The sequence below is a fragment of the Psychrobacter sp. FME6 genome, assembly GCF_014861365.1.
Lineage (GTDB): Bacteria > Pseudomonadota > Gammaproteobacteria > Pseudomonadales > Moraxellaceae > Psychrobacter.
In genome coordinates this window covers 37108-56350 of sequence record NZ_RRYW01000008.1, presented here as the reverse complement: position 1 = coordinate 56350, position 19243 = coordinate 37108, and the positions used below count along the sequence as shown (strand labels likewise).

Genomic DNA, 19243 nt, shown 5'->3' with positions numbered 1-19243 from the left:
ACGTTACTTTAATCAAAACCTCTTATCAGGTGTCCTAAATTAGTTGACCACTACAGCGGATCATAAAGCCATTAAGCAAAGACTCTATAGTGGGTTCTACTTTGCTGATGCTTATGCCTCATGGCAACGAGGAACAAATGAAAATACCAATGGCTTGATTAGAGAGTACTTGCCTAAAGGATGTGACTTTAGACAAGTATCTGATGATGAGGTTCAAAATATTGAAGACAGGTTAAACAACAGACCAAGAAAACGATTGGGGTTTAAAACGCCAAACCAGGTGTTTTATTCCATTACTTAGCGTTGCACTTGGTGTGTTAATCTAGGTAACAAAAAAACCTTCAAGAAAAATTACTTTTCTTGAAGGTTTATCATTTTGCTAAGGATTGCTAATGATTAAAAAAGCGGGCGATTATATCCATTGCCAATGGATGGCAAGATTTAGGTATCAATAGCGCACATCTTTGGGTTTTTTGCCAGAAGGGAAGTCATGTACCTTGCCTGCAAAGTCTGGACGTGGTTGATGAGTAAAGAACTCAGACACATCGACAGCATCTTGATCACTTAGTACGTTACCATGACCCCACAGCCCTTGAGTTTGGATGCCCATCGGCATATTGTATTTGACAAAAGCGGCCGCCTTATAAGTACGTGCCATGCCAGCACCGATGTTAAAGGACTCTTCACCCCATAGTGGTGGGAAGATGATATCACCACGGCTGTCTTTGATACCTTCGCCATTGTCACCATGACAAGTCGCGCACTGGGCTTCGTAGATTTTTTCGCCGCGTATTGTGTCACCGACTAATGACTCGTCGACTTTACCGGCATTATTAATATCCACCTTTTGCGCTTTAGGGGTTTTCTGTGACAACCATTCCATGTAGTCCAACATGGCAATCATTTCAGGGGATTCGCGTTCGAGTACCGTGCCGTTCATTGAGCGCTGGAAGCAGCCATTGATACGGGCGGTGAGGTCCAGCTCTTTGCCAGAACGTGGCATGAATTTTGGATAACTATTAAAGCTGTTGATGTACGGATCGCCAAGAGGGATTTTACCTTGGGCGATGTGACAACTATTACAGTTCATGCTCGCCCCAACGTTGTCTGGTAGTAAACGTTTGGTTTCGTTTAGCAGGCGCTTACCATACAAGATGCTGTCAGCATTTGGCTCATCTAAAATAGAAGTATCTTGTGGCAAGATATACGTGCCGATATCTTCGTTGGCATCGTCTGTGGTGACCAGATCAAACTCAGTTGCATTACGTTCGACAGGTTCTGGCTGCTTAGAGCAGCCGCTAATCCCAATGGCGAGCACGGTAGCAGTCAGTACGGCAACAAGTGGAGTATGAGAAAGGTTAAGCCCTTTATGGGAGTACTTATTCATTATTTTTCTCCTTGTGCTGTGGCATCAACGCTTAAATCTGGAGCGATATCGGTACCTGTTTTGGGTTTTTTGGCGAGGAATGCGCGCATTTTTACTACATCAGCCACATCGATTTCAGGGGCTTGGTTGGTCCAGCTGTTACGCACATAGTTGACCACTTCTGCTACATCAGCATCGGCAAGGTTGGTAAACTCTGGCATGGTGAAAGCCATACGGTCATGTGGCGTTTCAGGCATACGACCACCACCTAGCGTGATTTGTAATACAGAATCGGCATTTTTAGAGTAAACCGCGCTGTTGCCATCGAGTGCTGGGAAGATGCGAGGAACCCCTTTACCATCGGCACGGTGACAGACGGTACAGTATTCGGTATAGAGTAGCGCACCACGTGAGTCATAATTACCGGCCAATAGTTTTTCAGTAGTGGTGTCTTCTTTAGCAGGCAGAGTAACTTCTTTGTTGGGTGCAGGAGTCAGTGTTTTTAGATATGATGACATGGCATTTACGTCATTGTCCGTCATATATTGGGTGCTGTGCTCGACGACTTCAGCCATTGCGCCAAAGGCAGCAGTGGTATCAGTACGACCTGTTTTAAAGAAGTCATTTAGCTCAGAGACTGTCCAAGTACCTAAACCACGATGCTCACCGCGGATACTTTTTGCACGCCAGCCATCGATGACTGCACCGCTTAAATATTCATCAGAATCTGCATTACTTAAGGCAATTTCTTGGAAACCAATGCCACGTTCGGTGTGACAAGAGCCGCAATGCCCTGGGCCTTCGATTAAGTATTGACCACGAGCCAATAGTGCGTCATCGGTTTCAGGGACAAAGTCGCGCTTACGGTCAAATAGGACTTGCCAATAAGCCAATGGCCAGCGCCAGTTTGCTATTGGTGGTAGCTCGCTCTTTAGATTAGACTGGTTGACGGCTTTGACATCTGACATAAAGAAGGCATACATCGCGGCCATATCTTCGTCAGGCATGATTTGGTAAGACGGGTACGGCATGGCAGGATATAGCGCTTTATTACCTGGCGCGACGCCGTGTTTTACCGCATTTTTAAAGTCATTAAAGGTATAATTACCAATACCAGTGGCTTTATCAGGGGTGATGTTGGTGGAGTAAACCGCACCAAGAGGGGTCAGCATAGGCAGGCCACCAGCATAGGTATCGCCATCGAGCGTGGTGTGGCAAGCGCCACAGTCAGCGGTACGTGCGATATACTCGCCTTGCTTGATTAGAGCAGGGTCAGTGATATTGACGTCGATATCGCTATTGCTAGTGCGCATGTTGGGCAATAATTGCCCAATGACAAACGCGATTATCAGCCCAATAATGGCTGCTATTATTATAATTACTGGCCACTTTTTCATGGGCCCGCCCTCCATAAGATACGTATTCTAAGCTCAGGGTCAAATGATATAGTTGGCATCAATGATTTGAGCCCAGCGAATTAAAAGTTACACTACTGTTATTTAGTATAAGGTAATGCGTAACATTTGGGTATTGTGGAAAACCACATTATTGTTAAGGCTTTTATTGACCATGCAAAATTGGCAGGATAAACGACAGACAGTGTTTATGCGCAAAAACAGTAAGAGTGGAGCATTGATGAGTATCGCTGCTACATGCCGCGCTTTTCTGGTGCTTACTATTTGGTTTGGCGGGTCACTATCCATAGCGCAAGCAGAGACCTATTACTTAGGCGTACTGGCGCCGCAAGGTGAGGCGGTCACGCAACAGGTATGGCAACCTTGGCTCGACCAACTGAATCGTCAACTGGCAGATGACACGGTTGTATTGGTACCTTTGGCACTGGAGAATTGGCAACAGCAGATTAAGGCGCAGCAGTTTGCGTTGGTGCTTGGCCCGCAAGTACAGTTTATAAAAATGAATACCACAAGGTGGCGCTGGCTGGCAACGTTGCAGACGAACAACACGCCTGCTAATTTGAACAATACTAGCGATACAGATGTTATCGGTTTTAATACTCAAAAAATGCTAAGCCCATCATCTACTACCGTTGATCTAGTCAATGAGCTAAATGAGTTAAATAAACTGGATGCGCTCAATCAGATGCAAGAACCTAGCGCCATGGAAGAGGTCGCTAGCGCATTATGGGTGGCCGCTGACAGTGATATTCATCGTTTGCAAGATTTGCATCAACGGCGTATTGCCGCCGTTGATGCCGATGCATTTGGTGGTTATCTGTTGGTGGCACATTTATTACAACAAAACGGTATAGCGCCCAATCGCTATCAAACGCAGTTTGTTGGTTATCCGGTAGAGCGTACATTGGATGCTTTGGCAAGTGGCGAGGTGAGTGCTGCGATAGCGCCGCTGTGTTTGATGGAAGAGATGGCGCGGCAAGGCAAAATTAATAAAAAACAATACCGCTTGATTCATCCCGTCGCCACCACGTCAAATTGCCAGTCTTCAACGAAGATATATCCCAATTGGACATTGGCAGCGACAGAGCAAGCACCTGCTACGCTGGTACATCAAATCAATCAGAATTTGTTTGGTGCAGGAGCCTCAAGTAGCGACCAAGCGCGCTTAAGACAGCGCTGGCTACCACCAGAGTCTAGTATCGATGCTGAGCGTATCTTATATGAGATGAATCGCCATCCTGCACAAAAGCAGCTCAGCTCCCATATTATAGACTGGATACAGTCGCATCGTTTATGGATGGGCATGATTGTCTTTATTGTCATGATATCCACGATTAATTATGGTTGGATGAGCTGGCTGGCGTGGCGTCGTCGACAAAAAATACTGACACAGAACCAGCTGATTCGTGACTATGACCAACAACTGCGGCAGTCGGAACGCTTTGCTGTCATCGGTGAGATGAGTGGTTCAATTGCTCATGAAATCAATCAGCCACTGGCGACCATTCAGAATTATGCCCAAGGCTTATTGATTCGTAGCCAACAAGCCCGCTTAAATAAAGTGAGGTCAAATGAGAATACAGAGCCAGACAGCGATACCACCACAGAAAATGCGCTTCAGCAGATTGTAACGGAAACTGAGCGCGTCGCGGCGGTCATTGGTAATATCCGTCATTGGGCGGGTCGGTCGCAGGCGAGTGAGGTCAATGTCGATATTGCTGCGACTTATCAGCAATGTGTGTTGTTATTGGGCGAAAAAGCGTCAGGTATTAGCTTTTGGCTGGCAAGTGACTATCAGTATTTAACCTTACCCAAGTTACTGCTAGACCAATTATTGATTAACACTGTGACCAATGCACAGCAGCAAGGCGCAACCCATATCATGCTACGCTGCCAAGCAGAGGCGTATGCTGGCAAGCAGTGGTTGGTATTGCATATTAGTGATGATGCTGGTGGCTTTGAGGCCGCTCAGCTAGAGGCGCGGCGCTCACCGCAAAAATCACTCCATTCATATGCCACCAAGTCGACCAAAGCAGATGGCCTAGGACTGGGTTTGATGATATGTCAGCGTTTGTGCAAATCGCTTGGCGGTATGATGCAGCTTAGTAATGTCAATGTACAGCATGAGCTTGATACCATTCAGATGGTAGACGGCAGTCATCAACAGCGATGCAAACGTAGCTTAAACGGCAAAATCCAGCTGGTGCAGAGCAATACCTTGTATCAGCCGTCAAACTCGACAGGCGCACAAGTATCTTTTTATCTACCGTTATATGTAGCAAAGACCAATGGCAAACCGCAATGACAAACCGCAATGACAAACCGCAATGACAAACCGCAATAAACTTAGCGAATTTATTTAGTAATAAGGTAGTGTATGACTTCTTCTAATGTGCCAAACGAGCATTCATGCTGGCAAGTTAACCTCAATAATTTATCGGATAGTTCACAGAATACTGCCTCTGAATCCCTGATTATTCATATCATCGACGACGAAGAAAGCGTACGCCTATCTTGTGAATTTCTACTGAGCAGTTTAGGCTTTGTCACACAAGTATGGCCGAGTGCCGTAGATTTTTTGCAGCAGGTGGATATTTATAGTCCAGCAGTGGTTATCAGTGATTTGATGATGCCTGAGATGAGCGGGCAGGCGCTACACGCTCATTTAAACACTCATAATAGTCCGATGGCGCTGATTGCTTTAACCGGCAATGGAGAGATTTCTGATGCGGTTATGATGCTCAAACAAGGCGCGGCAGATTACTTAGAAAAGCCCATCAATAGCCACCGTCTACAACAAGCGATTACTCGCGCCCAAGCGTTGACCATCGAGCGGGCTAAGCTATACGGCATAAGCAAGCTCTACGCACAGCTGACCGATAAAGAGCGGCAAGTGGCACATGAGTTGCTACAAGGTAATATCAACAAAGTCATCGCCGATCATCTAGAGGTGTCCGTGCGCACGGTGGAAGTGCATCGCTCACAAGTTATGAAAAAAATGCAATCACAGCATGTGAGTGAGCTGATTCAAAAACTGGTGTTGCTTGGGGTTTAGTTTTAATGCATTTACATCTACACATTAGCTTAATATCAAGCTATCGTCTTCGACTTTTTCACCGCGCGTTTGCTCGAACATATCGAGTAAATCATGCACGGTCATTCCTTTACGAGTATCACCAGCGACATCTAACACGACTTGTCCTTGGTGCAGCATCACGGTACGCGTGCCATGCGCCAATGCTTGCTGCATCGAGTGGGTGACCATCATAGTGGTGAGCTGATTGTCGGTCACAATCTTGTCGGTCAGTTCTAAAACGAAAGCGGCAGTTTTAGGGTCTAGCGCGGCAGTATGCTCATCCAGTAACAGGATTTTAGACGGTTGCAGCGATGCCATCAGCAGACTAACTGCTTGACGCTGACCACCAGATAATAGCCCCATACGGTCGGTCAAACGATTCTCTAGTCCCAATTTTAGTACCGACAACTTTTCTCGGAACAGGTCACGATTATTGGGGTTTAGAGCAAATTTAAGACCACGCTTACCACCGCGTTTATAGGCCAATGCCATGTTTTCTTCAATCGTTAGCGCTTCGCACGTTCCAGCCATTGGGTCTTGGAATACCCGAGCGACCCAATGGGCGCGTTGATGGGCAGTTTTTTTGGTGACATCATTGCCATTTAATAAGATTGAGCCACTATCGACACGTGTGGTGCCGCTGACCGCATTTAAGAAAGTCGATTTACCGGCGCCATTGGTACCAATGACGGTGACAAACTCACCATTAGCAATGTTTAAACTAATGCCGCGTAAAGCAGGGTTTTCGATCGGCGTGCTTGGGTTAAAGGTCAAGCGTAAATCGGTGGCTTGCATCATAATCGTTATTCCTTATTATCTTTTTAAGACGGTATCTTTAAGATAAGCTCTTTAAAATAGCCTCTACAAGCTAGGCGCGAACTCTACGAGATAAAAACTTGGTTTTCGCTTTTGGTAATACCAATGCCAATACCACAAGTAGTGCTGTAATCAAGTTTAAGTCTTGTGGGCCAAAGCCAATACTACGTAGCGTATCGCTCGATAGCGCAACCTGAATAAATAGCTTATACAATACCGCACCAACAATGACCGCAAAGGTAATCAACCAAATACGCTTGGCAGGAATGATGGTTTCACCGATGATGACCGCTGCCAGACCAATGACAATCGTACCGATACCGATAGAAATATCTGCGCCGCCTTGGGTCTGTACAAATAGGGCGCCTGCTAAGGCAATCAAACCGTTAGAGACGGCCATACCGATGATGGTCATCCACGAGGTATTAATGCCTTGTGCTTGCGCCATGCGTAAATTCGAACCCGTTGCCCGCATGGATAAGCCGGTTTCGGTACTATAAAACCAATCTAAAAATAGCTTAGCAAACAGCACGACCACACCAATGATAACGCAGCGCATCCAGAAGCCATTTCCATCAGTCACCAATGAGCTGAATACTGTAGTTTCACCCAGTAGCGGTAAGTTTGGCGCACCCATGATACGGAGGTTGACAGAGTATAATGCCACCATCACCAAGATACTGGCGAGCAGTTGCAAAATACCAAGCTTGACGTGCAGCCATGCCGTGACGATACCAGCCACTGATCCTGCTAACATGCCAAAAGCACAAGCCAACCATGGGTTGATACCCGCGACGATAGAGATACCCGCGACCGCACCACCTAATGGAAAGCTACCGTCAGCGGTCAAATCAGGGAAGTCGAGTGTACGAAATGAGATAAGCACACCGAGTGCAACTAGGCCATAAATTAGACCACTTTCAAGCGCACCAAAAAAAGCAATTAAAGACATAAGAGATCAGTAAGTCATAACCAAGCGTCTAGCGAATGCTACTAGGAATAGGTGAGTGACAATAAAAGTTAAGTCATTGCCAAGATCATCTAGCCACTAAACGGCTAAGCAGTGGATTTAACAGATTAAGCAATCTGCGGTTAGGGTAAAGCAAAACTTATCATCACAATGAAGGGACAGTAAGTATCGCTATTTAAAGCTTTATTTTATAGCCTTTAAAAACAAGCCCAGCCTACTGACTAATAGCTGGGTGTTGTTTGTACTGATAAGATATAAGAAGCGACCGTTATTCTACCACTTCTTTTGCTTTATCGATAACAGCTTGTGGCAAAGTAATGCCTTGTTCTTTGGCATGTTTTGGGCTGACATATAGATCGAGCATTTGCGGGGTATAGACAGGGATAGCACCTGCTTCTTCACCATTTAGAATACGTACCACGATTTTGCCCGTTTCGCGACCAAGATTATAATAGTTCACACCCAATGCAGCGACTGCACCGCGCTCAACTGAGCTGGTATCTGAGGCAATGAGTGGGATTTTACTTTCTTTAGCGACTTGGTACAGTGACTCGTAGGCGGAAACCACGTTATTATCGGTTGAGGTATAGATCATATCGACCCTACCTTCTAGGCTACGTGCGGCCATCGCAATATCCGTACTACGCTGGGCAGGCGCTTCATGCACCTTGATACCAAGTGGGGTCAAATTTTCTTTCAGCGCTTTTAGAACGATCGTTGAATTGACTTCGCCTGGGCTATAAACGTAACCGATACTTTTGAGACTTGGAATGATTTGACGCATCAGTTCAATCTGTGGCTCATAAGGAAGCGCATCAGAACCACCAGTGACATTGGTACCAGAACCATCTAGTTTGGTCACCAGTTTGGCTGCTACTGGATCAGTCACTGCGGAAAACACTAAAGGAATACTGCTGGTCGCCGCAGCAACAGACTGCGCTGATGGTGTACCAATCGCCACGATGACGTCTGAATTGTCGGCGACGAATTGCTTGGCAATCTGGCCTGCAGTCGCGGTGTTACCCTGTGCGCTTTGGAAGTTAACGGTTAAGTTTTCACCGTTTTTAAAGCCTGCCTCGTTTAGCTCTTCGATGACGCCTTTACGTACATCATCTAGTGCTGGATGCTCAACGATCGCGGTAATAGCAACGGTCTTCATCGCTGTTGTAGCATCGCCACCTGTTGCAGCGGTATCAGCGTTGCTGGTATCTTGTGCTGACTGATTACAACCCGCCAAGACAGCCGTGCAAACGCCACCTAACATTAGTGCTTTACTAAAACTGAAATGACCAAAACGGTTTTGATACAACATGGGTCTCACTCCTGAAAATAATAATGTGTCCGTACATTATTTAATAAATAGATAAAAGGTAAAGCAAACTATGTATATACAGGGCTAAAATATAAAGAGCTCAACGTTATTTAGTCGCATTTTGCGCTTTGTTATCGACATTGATGGCATTCTTTAACAAGTCGTCGGTCAAGCTAACTCCTTGTTTAGCCGCGTGTTTCGGGCTTACATATAGGGTTAAGGTGTTCATCACTTCGGGCTTGATGGTATTGACCGCCTCGTCATTTAATACGCGATAAACCATTTTGCCTGTGGTACGACCAAAGTCATAATCATTGACACCAAGCGCCGCAGTGGCACCGCGTCTCACGCTAAACTCGTCTGAGGCAATGATGGGAATATCAAGCTCGTTGGCAGCGCCAGCCATCGCTTCAAATCCGGATACGACGTTGTTATCTAACGAGGTGTAAATGACATCGACGCGACCAGCAAGGCTACGAGTCGCCATGGCTACATCCGTTGGACGGTTGGCTGTTACATCCAATATCTTAAGCCCAAGTGCAGGTGCGGCTTTTTTAAGTTGATTAAGTACCACAACAGAGTTGACTTCACCTGGGCTATAAACGTAGCCGATGGTTTTTGCATGAGGCACGATTTTTAGAATATTGTCTAATTGTGGCTCGATAGGCAATACACTAGACAGTCCTGTCACATTGGCTTGAATAGGCGTATTATTTTCATCGATGAGCTTTGCCGCGACAGGATCTGAAATGGCGGTATAAATAACCGGAACCGTCTTAGTTGACGCCACGATAGATTGAGCAGATGGCGTCGAAATTGCTACGATGGCATCGGGGTTGTCACCTGCAAACTGCTTCGCAATCTGTCCTGCGGTCGCTGTGTTACCTTGGGCGCTTTGGAAATTAACCGTTAGATTTTGGTCTTTGACATAGCCATTATCTGCTAACTCATCAATAATACCGCGGCGCATCTCATCGAGCGAAGGGTGTTCGACGATTTGGGTGATGGCGATTGTTTTGGCGGGCTTATCAGAATCCACGGTAGAGTTTTCATCCGTTGTGGCAGTATCGGTCGAATTTGAGCAGCCAATTAATCCAAGCGTGGCGCTCATAGCAGCACCAAGTAGGCTGAAGCGTAAAGTAGTAGCAAAGGTCATTTTATTCTGGCTCATAGGTTAGAAAGTGCAGGTTACCCGAATCACTGTTATGTGCATGCTGAGATAACGGGCTAACATCAAAGTAATCAATCCATTGATCATTACATCTATATTATGACAGTAATGTAACTTATGGCAATAAGAAAATGAACTAGATATAGCCTTAGAGGTAGGGGGTTTCTGCGCGATACTGTTAAAACGCGTTTGTCATTGTTTTTATGAAGGGGAGTTTAAATAAATTTTTGTTGAATAAATTATTTTGGTAAAATGTTTTTGATATCAATTATTAATAAATTTTACACAATAAAAAAGATGCCACTAGGACATCTTTTTTACTATTTAATCTGTTATTAGTTTGCTAATCAAAAATACGCCATAATCTTTTAAACAGCCAGCCAATGAAATAAAAAGGTATTTCTAAAATATCAGCATAGAACCACCAATCCCATATAACATCAGCATTTCGATTACGCCGCGATTGTCTGATATCTGAGGTAATGATAAACAACAAAGCACTGATAATGCCACTAGCAATAGCGCTAAATAGTGCGGTTATGTCTTCGGTAAAATACCAATAAACTAGCAAGCCTAATGTTAAATAAAGGAGGATATCTGCTAACAACCTAAGCAATACCAATATCATTCCCCTATATTTAATAGATTAGCCACACTAGTTAAGCCAGCTCATCAAATGTCTCTTAAGCAAGGACATCGCCAATCACGCAACTATCAGGCAAAGTAACCACCGTCAATTGGGTTTTTGGATTACCAGTTGAGAGTACCATGCCTTCTGAGACACCAAATTTCATCTTACGCGGTGCAAGGTTGGTGACGCAAATAACCTTTTTACCGGTCAGCTGTTCAGGCTCATAAAACTTACGGATACCGCTAAATACATTACGCGGCTTGTCTTCACCCACGTCTAAGGTGAATTGCAACAGTTTATCTGCACCTTCGACGTAATTACACTCTAAGACGTGTGCGACTTTCATTTCCACCTTGGCGAAGTCTTCGATACCAATATAATCGACTTGATAGTCGGCTTGCTCTGTACTGGCGTCAGTTTCTATCACCTGAGAAGTTGTATCAGCAGATGCATCTGCTTGCGCCAATGAGGCTTTTGAATCTTCAACCATGGCCGCGATGTCTTTTTCTTCGATACGCTGCATCAGTGGTTTGAACTTATTGATTTTATGGCCCAGCAACCACTCATTACGACTGGCGAAGCTTAAGTCATCGACGTTTAAAAATTCTTTGGCATTAGCGGTCAGCTCAGGCAATACAGGCGCTAGATACACCATCAATTGACGGAAGATATTAATCGCGACCGAGCAGACGTCCTGAACTTCTTGTTCGGTGCCTTCTTGCTTGGTCAGTGACCACGGTTTCTTTTCATCGATATATTCATTGGCTTTATCGGCACACTGCATGATTAGACGCATAGCACGCGAGAACTCACGGTTTTCATAAGCCACCGCAATTTCATCGCCCGTTTTAGTAATATCTTCTAACAAGCGCGGCTCTGCACACACTTCTGTGAGCATGCCATCATATTTTTTCACCAAGAACCCAGCACTACGACTGGCGATATTGACCACTTTGCCGACCAAGTCAGAGTTGACCTTTTGCATAAAGTCTTCTAAATCAAGGTTGATATCTTCGACTTTGTCAGACAGTTTACTGGCAAAATAATAACGTAAGTATTCAGGGTGTAAATGCTTAGCGTAAGTCTCAGCCTTGATAAAGGTGCCGCGTGACTTACTCATTTTTTCGCCGTTGACCATCAAAAAGCCATGCGCAAAGACGCCCGTTGGCGTACGGAACTCACTACCAGCAAGCATCGCTGGCCAAAATAGCGCATGAAAATAAACGATGTCTTTACCAATGAAGTGATAAACCTCGGTTTTATGCTCGTTTTCTTGTGCCCAATAACGGTCAAAATCGAGCGCGTTTTCAGTACCTGCGCGTTTATCGCATAGGTTTTTAAAGCTGGCCATATAGCCGACTGGCGCGTCTAACCACACATAAAAATATTTGTCTGGCTCATCGCTTGGCGTATCTGGAATTTGAAAACCAAAGTAGGGCGCATCACGAGAAATATCCCAGCTGGTCAGCCCAGCATCAAACCATTCCTGTAACTTGTTGGCGACCGATACTTGTAGGCGGTTGTCACTACGGGTCCAATCCTTTAAGAATTGCTCAAATCCAGGCAAGTCAAAGAAATAGTGCTTAGAGGTTTTAAGTACTGGTGTGGCATCAGATAACGTTGAGTGCGGCTCTTTAAGGTCAGTTGCGTCGTAGGTCGTGCCGCAGACCTCACAGTTATCACCATATTGGTCTGGTGCATCACATTCAGGGCAAGTGCCTTTGACAAAACGATCGGCCAAAAACAATTGCTTTTCAGGGTCAAATAACTGTTCAACGTCTTTAGTACTGATATGCCCAGCGTTATTTAGACGACGATAAATCAGCTCAGAGAAATGCTGGTTTTCTTCTGAATGGGTGGTGTGATAATTATCAAAATTTATCAAAAATTTATCAAAATCCGCTTCATGTGAAGCTTTGACCGAGGCAATCTGTTCCTCTGGCGTCACACCATTGGCTTCTGCCTTGAGCATGATAGCCGTACCGTGTGCATCATCTGCGCAGACATAAGTGACCTGATGGCCTTGCGCTTTCATCGCTCGTGCCCAAATGTCGGTCTGAATATATTCTACAAGATGCCCCAAATGGATATAGCCATTGGCGTAGGGCAGCGCACTGGTTACTAGAATCTCACGCACTTTCATCACCTATATTTTTATATAAACGGGTTGGTTATCAAACGTCGTAAGCCATTTACGACCAGCAGACGCGATATTATTAATATTAAATTATCAATGCTAAAAAGGTCTAAAAACTTCTAAAAAAAGCAAAAATTCAAAAAGTGTGCCTATGATACCGTAATTCGGCTAAATTTGTGACATTCCTCAGTAATTAATCCGCTAATGACCTCTATATCGCATATAGATTGTCATTGAATTGTTAGCCGTAAGTCATAGATTCTAGGTAAGTTTATTTATCATAAAAAAGCCATGAAAAAACCCACCAAGCAATCACTCAGTGGGTTTTTGTATCGTCAGTTCAAAACAAAAGAGATGCATTTTTAGCATTTATAGCCCTAGATTTAACCCGCTACATTTTTGACTGATGCAATCAAATTAAAATGACCCAAACATCGTGCCTAAAGTGATGACCGTCGCCACGGCGACCAGTGGAATCACCATGGTGACCATGGCCACGTTTAGATAAGACTGCTTATGAGTCAAACCACAAATCGCCAATAAGGTAATGACCGCGCCACTGTGCGGCAGAGTATCTAAACCGCCAGCTGCCATGACGGCGACTCGGTGCATTAGCTCTGGATCGATACCTGCATTTACCGCCATTCTTAGATAGTCTTCACCCAAGGTTGACAGGGCGATACTCAAACCACCAGACGATGAGCCAGTAATACCCGCCAGCGTGGTCATCGCGACGGCTTCTGAGATAAGCGGATTGTCAGGATTGAGATTCAAAATACTGTCACGAATAAGAAGAAAGCCTGCCAATGAGGCGATCACTGCACCATAACCTACTTCTGATGCCGTATTGAAAATCGGTAGCATAGAGTCATAAGTACCACGGTTGATGGTTTTTTGTAGATTATTCCAATGACCAATACGTAGTACGATTAACACCACACAAGCCACGACCAGTGAAATGATAATCGACCACAGACCAAGCGAGCCGGCGATATTTAGGTCAGGAAACTGAGTTTGTAAGCCGCTAAAATCCATTGATGGAAAGACAGCGTAAGTCAGTAAGGCGTTTAAACCGATGACCAATACCAGCGGAATCATAGCGACGGTAAATGAGGTGTGATGCGTACTGAGCGTCTCAGATTCTTTTTTGATTGCCCCAACGCCGCCCACATCGCCTTCATCGTGCTGACCGTAACCTTCACCTGCGGCGTTGGCTTTTTTGGCGCGTGACTGTAACCATAACCAACCACCGATAAACATAACCGTACCGCCAATAATACCCAAAATAGGCGCGGCAAAGACGTTGGTATTGTAATAAGGAATCGGAATCGCATTTTGAATGGCGGGTGTGCCTGGCAACGCGGTCATGGTAAAGGTAAATGAGCCCAAGGCAATCGCTGCTGGTATCAAGCGTTTAGGAATATCAGCCGCTTTAAACAAATCTTTGGCGATGGGGTAAATGGCAAACGCGACGACAAATAACGACACGCCGCCGTAGGTTAAAATGGCACAGACTAAGATGACTGCTAGAATGGCTTTACTGGCACCGAGTTTTTCGACCACGGTACGGGCAATCGCTGTCGCCGCGCCAGAGTCAGCCATCAAACGCCCAAATAGCGCCCCTAGTAAGAAGATAGGGAAGAACTTGAGCAAGAACCCACTCAATGCGCCCATAAAGACATCGGTATAGGCGGGAATGCTGCTTAAAAAGTCGCCTGACAGAAATACGGCTAACATCGCCATAATCGGTGCCAAAATCAGTACGGAATAACCGCGATAAGCGAAGGACATCAATAGTAATAAAGTAATGATAATAGCAAATGTACTAAACATGAGAGCCTCTCCTTGGCCGGTTTTAAATCGCGAATAATTAATGTTTGCTGCTACTGCTCAATAAATGAATACGAAAGCGATATTAATATCGCTATTATCGAGTAGCGCAAGCACTAAGCACCGCTCCCATTTCCCTATGGTTATTCTCTAGTCGCTGCGAGAATAATATGTTAAGTTAGCATAAGTATCTTTTATATGATATATCGATAGGGAATGTATTAATATAAAATTAAAAGATAAAGGCTGACTAGATCACTGGCAATGAATTCAACATGCCCTAACTTAAATAACAAAAATGAGACTTGCAAGGAGATAAGCATGAGTCAATCAAAAGTATATAGCAGTGCCGAAGAAGCCCTAAAAGGTGTCGTCAGTAATGGACAAACACTGGCTATCGGTGGTTTTGGTCTATGTGGTATCCCAGAATCGTTAATCGTTGCCCTGCGCGATAGTGGTGTGAAAGACTTAACCTGTATCAGTAATAACGCCGGTGTTGATGACTTTGGTTTAGGATTATTATTACAAACCCGCCAAATCAAAAAAATGATTTCCTCTTATGTCGGTGAAAACAAAGAATTTGAGCGTCAATACTTGGCAGGTGAGTTAGACGTTGAGCTGACCCCGCAAGGGACATTGGCCGAAAAGCTACGTTCAGGCGGCGCGGGCATTCCAGCATTCTACACCGCAACAGGCGTTGGTACACTGGTCGCTGAAGGCAAAGAAACCCGTGATTTTGACGGCCGCACCTATGTGCTTGAGCATTCATTACGTGCTGATGTGTCCTTGATTAAGGCGAAAAAGGCAGATAAATCGGGCAATTTAATTTTTAACAAAACCGCCCGTAACTTCAATCCAGACTGTGCGATGGCTGGCAAAGTGACCATCGTCGAAGTAGAGGAAATCGTAGAGAATGGCATGCTCGACCCTGATGAGATTCATTTGCCCGGTATCTTTGTCCAGCGTATTGTCTTAAATAGCAGCCCTGAAAAGCGTATCGAAAAAACCACGACCAAAGCAGTTGAAGGTGCTTAGTTAATGGTTTGAAGAAAATATTTTTAAAGTGTTAAATTAATAATAGAATATCGTAATACTATTCCTAAAAATTTGAGTAGCAAGGGAAACGAGTGAAAGTGCTACATTTAGTAGACTAAGTGAGTTTAACGCCGCTAATCATATTTTTAGGAGTAGTTATAATAATAAGGAAATCACCATGGCATGGAATAGAGAGCAAATGGCACAGCGTGCCGCACAAGAACTACAAGACGGCTATTACGTAAATTTAGGGATAGGCCTGCCTACCCTAGTAGCAAACTATATTCCTGAAGATGTGGATGTCTGGTTACAGTCAGAAAACGGCCTATTAGGTATCGGCGAGTTTCCAACGGTAGAAAATGTCGATGCCGACTTGATTAATGCGGGCAAACAAACCGTGACGGCAGAGGCTGGCTCTAGTTACTTTAGTAGCTCAGAGTCGTTTGCGATGATTCGTGGCGGTCATGTCAATCTGGCCATATTGGGGGCAATGGAAGTCTCAGAGCAGGGTGACCTTGCTAACTGGATGATACCTAAAAAGATGGTCAAAGGTATGGGCGGGGCGATGGATTTAGTCGCTGGCGTGCAGCGCGTCATTGTATTGATGGAGCAAGTCAACAAACACGGCGATCCAAAAATTCTTGCCAACTGTAAGTTGCCGTTGACAGGTAAGGGCGTGGTAGATCGTATCATCACCGAGCTTGCAGTATTAGACGTCACTGATAAAGGATTGAAACTGGTTGAGTTGGCAGAAGGTGTGAGCTTTGACGAGCTGCAAGAAAAAACGCCAGTCACCATTATTCAATAGTTATAGTGGAGTCACTTTAAAACCGATATAGTGTTATTGGCTATAAGTTTTTGTCGCCTCTGTCACGCCTGCGAACAGCACGCAAGAAAAGTTTATAGCGATAACACGTTGCTAATTACTTCATTACAATCGTATCGCTTTTATTTTGAACCGATTATAGCGCTTGATAGTGATTGCTTGACAGATAATAGTGTTTGTATGTCTATTCGATTAGTCGATAAAACAATAAAGAGGATAAATCATGGCGACGCAATTACAACAAGACTTGACCGGTAAGGTCGCTTTAGTCACAGGCGCGGCAAGCGGCATCGGCCGCGATATTGCTGAAACTTATGCTAAAGCAGGGGCAGCCGTTGGTATTGCCGATATCAATATTGAAGCAGCGCAGCAAACCGTTGATGCTATTGAAGCTGCTGGTGGACGGGCGCTTGCAATTGCCATGGATGTCACCTCTGAGGCGGTAGTAAACGACGGTGTACAAAAGCTAGTAGATAGTTTTGGTGGTATTGATATTCTCGTTTCCAATGCTGGGATTCAAATCATTGATCCGATTGATAAGATGGCTTTTGATGATTGGAAAAAAATGCTCGCTATTCATTTGGATGGTGCCTTTTTAACCACCAAAGCCGCCGTGCAGCACATGTATAAAGGCGATAAGGGCGGTACAGTTATCTATATGGGTTCGGTGCATTCGCATGAAGCGTCGCTATATAAAGCGCCCTATGTCACGGCCAAACACGGACTACTTGGACTGTGCCGCGTATTGGCAAAAGAAGGCGCTGAACATAATGTGCGCGCGCATGTGGTTTGTCCAGGTTTTGTCAAAACGCCTTTGGTCGAAAAACAAATCCCGCAACAAGCCGCCGAAAAAGGCATTAGTGAAGAATCAGTCGTTAATGACATTATGCTAGCCAATACCGTCGACAAAGAATTTACCACCGTGGATGATATTGCTCAACTGGCTTTATTTTTAGCGGCTTTCCCAAGTAATGTCTTTACTGGACAATCTATCGTTGCCAGTCACGGCTGGTTTATGAATTAGCGCGGCGTCTTTCCTGTTTTTGATGGTTTTAACAAGCTTTTCATTGGTTTACTGTTTATTAAGCAGCTAAAAAAAGCCTAAAGCTTGATAAAAAAAGACCAATCCAGTAGGATTTAGCTTTATATTAACCTGAGCCAATAGTATTGGCTCTTTTTTGTGAGCGCTTGCTGCATTGTTTCGGGCGCACGGAGTAACATAATGACTAATGAAGATCTTGCGTTGAGTTTTGCAGCGAAACTAAGCCGTGCTATCGAACAACAGCATTTTGAGCAAGCCGTTAATGATGTTCAGACGCTACGTCCTATCGATATCGCCGATATAATCGCGCTTATTGAGCCTAAATTGGCATGGCAATTATTGGAACATCTGCCCAATCGCTCGACGATATTTGCCTATTTAGACGCCGATATCCAGGTTGCACTGGCCTATGTGTTTCCGCGAGCAGTGTTAGCGAAGATAGTAGGAGAGATGCCATCGGATGAGCGTGCGGATTTATATAAGCGCCTCAGTCAAGACCAACGCGATGTTTTACTGCCCGCCTTAGCCCAAGCAAAGCGTGAAGATATTCGCAGATTGGCTTCGTATGCAGAGCGTACTGCTGGGGCTTTAATGAGCTCCGACTATGCGACGTTAGGTGCTGAGATGAATGTCGCTGAGGCACTGGCAGCGCTACGATTAGAGGCTCCAGATGCCGAGACTATTTATCATGCCTATGTGATTGACGACAACCGTAAACTATTAGGTGTGGTGTCATTAAGAGTGCTTATTTTAGCATCACCAGAACAGTTAATTAATGACATCATGGTCAGCTCTGTCATCTCTTGTGATGTGAACGACGATCAGGAAGACGTTGCGAAAATGGTTGCGCGTTATGACTTGATTGCGTTGCCTGTTACCGATGATGATGCCTTGGTAGGTATCGTCACCCACGATGATGCGATGGACGTGGCCAGCGATGAAGCGACCGATGACTTTCATAAGTCAGGCGGTGTCACGACGATGGTTGGTCGCTTAAAAGATGTCAGTATTACCGTCCTATATCGTAAGCGGGTTTTTTGGCTGGTGTTCTTGGTATTTGGTAACTTGCTATCCGGGCTAAGTATTGCCAACTTTGAAGACGTCATTGCCGCCAATTTAGTATTGGTGTTTTTCTTACCTCTATTGGTTGATAGTGGTGGTAACGCCGGTTCGCAGTCGGCGACCTTGATGGTGCGTGCACTAGCAACGGGTGACGTAGTGATGCGTGACTGGTTCTCGCTATTGGGCCGAGAAGCATTGGTTGCTTTATTGCTGGGTGGGACGATGGCGGTGGCTATTGCCCTTATCGGTTATGTGCGCGGTGATGCAACAGTTTCTCTAGTACTAGCATTGAGTATGATGTCTGTGGTTATGATTGGCAGCGTGATTGGTATGAGCTTACCGTTTATACTCAATAAAGTAGGCTTTGACCCTGCCACTGCTAGTGCGCCTTTGATAACTTCGATAAGTGATGCTTCGGGTGTGCTTATTTACTTATTTATTGCTTCGAAATTTTTACCGATAGGCTAGTAGGATTTTTAGCCTCAGACCTACTCACAGTGTGGTTTTTTTATACCTCTCATTGAGCTACACTGTATATATATAAGCCGTTTGGT

At 44.9% G+C, this 19243-nt stretch carries 15 protein-coding genes; 7 read left to right on the top strand and 8 right to left on the bottom strand.

The window, feature by feature from the left end; genetic code table 11:
• Positions 1-43: 43 nt before the first annotated feature.
• A complete protein-coding gene (locus tag EI162_RS02345) occupies positions 44-301 on the top strand; it encodes an IS30 family transposase (protein ID WP_263972250.1) in 258 nt (85 codons plus the stop codon).
• A 147-nt stretch (positions 302-448) separates the two neighbouring features.
• Here the strand turns inward: EI162_RS02345 and EI162_RS02340 are convergent, their stop codons facing one another.
• Positions 449-1387, bottom strand: coding sequence for a c-type cytochrome (locus EI162_RS02340; protein ID WP_192522826.1), 939 nt, complete (start codon positions 1385-1387; stop codon positions 449-451).
• A complete protein-coding gene (locus EI162_RS02335) occupies positions 1387-2763 on the bottom strand; it encodes a cytochrome c (protein WP_192522825.1) in 1377 nt (458 codons plus the stop codon). The genes EI162_RS02340 and EI162_RS02335 overlap by 1 nt, the downstream gene beginning before the upstream one ends.
• Positions 2764-2935: 172 nt before the next feature.
• Between EI162_RS02335 and EI162_RS02330 the strand changes: the two genes are divergently transcribed.
• Together EI162_RS02330 and EI162_RS02325 are read left to right on the top strand one after the other, a co-directional pair.
• The gene (locus EI162_RS02330) at positions 2936-5086 is read left to right on the top strand and encodes a PhnD/SsuA/transferrin family substrate-binding protein (protein ID WP_192522824.1); all 2151 of its coding nucleotides are present in this window, start codon (positions 2936-2938) and stop codon (positions 5084-5086) included.
• A gap of 72 nt (positions 5087-5158) precedes the next feature.
• The gene (locus EI162_RS02325; protein WP_192522823.1) at positions 5159-5836 is read left to right on the top strand and encodes a response regulator transcription factor; all 678 of its coding nucleotides are present in this window, start codon (positions 5159-5161) and stop codon (positions 5834-5836) included.
• Positions 5837-5860: 24 nt separating this feature from the next.
• Here EI162_RS02325 and EI162_RS02320 read toward each other — a convergent pair whose 3' ends face one another.
• The 6 genes from EI162_RS02320 to EI162_RS02295 all read right to left on the bottom strand — a co-directional run bounded on the left by EI162_RS02320 (position 5861) and on the right by EI162_RS02295 (position 14727).
• The gene (locus EI162_RS02320; RefSeq protein WP_192522822.1) at positions 5861-6655 is read right to left on the bottom strand and encodes an ABC transporter ATP-binding protein; all 795 of its coding nucleotides are present in this window, start codon (positions 6653-6655) and stop codon (positions 5861-5863) included.
• 70 nt (positions 6656-6725) lie between these two features.
• Positions 6726-7625 (bottom strand): ABC transporter permease, encoded by a 900-nt coding sequence (locus tag EI162_RS02315; protein WP_192522821.1) that lies wholly within the window; start codon positions 7623-7625, stop codon positions 6726-6728.
• A 286-nt stretch (positions 7626-7911) separates the two neighbouring features.
• Positions 7912-8955 carry an ABC transporter substrate-binding protein gene (locus tag EI162_RS02310; RefSeq protein WP_192522820.1) on the bottom strand — a complete coding sequence of 348 codons (1044 nt, stop codon included), beginning with the start codon at positions 8953-8955 and terminating at the stop codon, positions 7912-7914.
• Between the two features lie 106 nt (positions 8956-9061).
• Positions 9062-10066 (bottom strand): ABC transporter substrate-binding protein, encoded by a 1005-nt coding sequence (locus EI162_RS02305; protein WP_413038365.1) that lies wholly within the window; start codon positions 10064-10066, stop codon positions 9062-9064.
• Between the two features lie 743 nt (positions 10067-10809).
• The gene (gene metG, locus EI162_RS02300; protein WP_192522819.1) at positions 10810-12900 is read right to left on the bottom strand and encodes a methionine--tRNA ligase; all 2091 of its coding nucleotides are present in this window, start codon (positions 12898-12900) and stop codon (positions 10810-10812) included.
• A 411-nt stretch (positions 12901-13311) separates the two neighbouring features.
• A complete protein-coding gene (locus tag EI162_RS02295; RefSeq protein WP_192522818.1) occupies positions 13312-14727 on the bottom strand; it encodes a GntP family permease in 1416 nt (471 codons plus the stop codon).
• A gap of 318 nt (positions 14728-15045) precedes the next feature.
• Between EI162_RS02295 and EI162_RS02290 the strand changes: the two genes are divergently transcribed.
• From EI162_RS02290 to mgtE, 4 genes are all read left to right on the top strand, one after another.
• Complete coding sequence (locus EI162_RS02290) at positions 15046-15759, top strand: CoA transferase subunit A (RefSeq protein ID WP_192522817.1); 714 nt, start codon at positions 15046-15048, stop codon at positions 15757-15759.
• A 178-nt stretch (positions 15760-15937) separates the two neighbouring features.
• Positions 15938-16567, top strand: coding sequence for a 3-oxoacid CoA-transferase subunit B (locus EI162_RS02285; protein ID WP_192522816.1), 630 nt, complete (start codon positions 15938-15940; stop codon positions 16565-16567).
• A 241-nt stretch (positions 16568-16808) separates the two neighbouring features.
• Positions 16809-17609 (top strand): 3-hydroxybutyrate dehydrogenase, encoded by an 801-nt coding sequence (locus EI162_RS02280; protein WP_192522815.1) that lies wholly within the window; start codon positions 16809-16811, stop codon positions 17607-17609.
• A gap of 198 nt (positions 17610-17807) precedes the next feature.
• Positions 17808-19157 carry a magnesium transporter gene (gene mgtE, locus EI162_RS02275; RefSeq protein ID WP_192522814.1) on the top strand — a complete coding sequence of 450 codons (1350 nt, stop codon included), beginning with the start codon at positions 17808-17810 and terminating at the stop codon, positions 19155-19157.
• Positions 19158-19243: the final 86 nt, after the last annotated feature.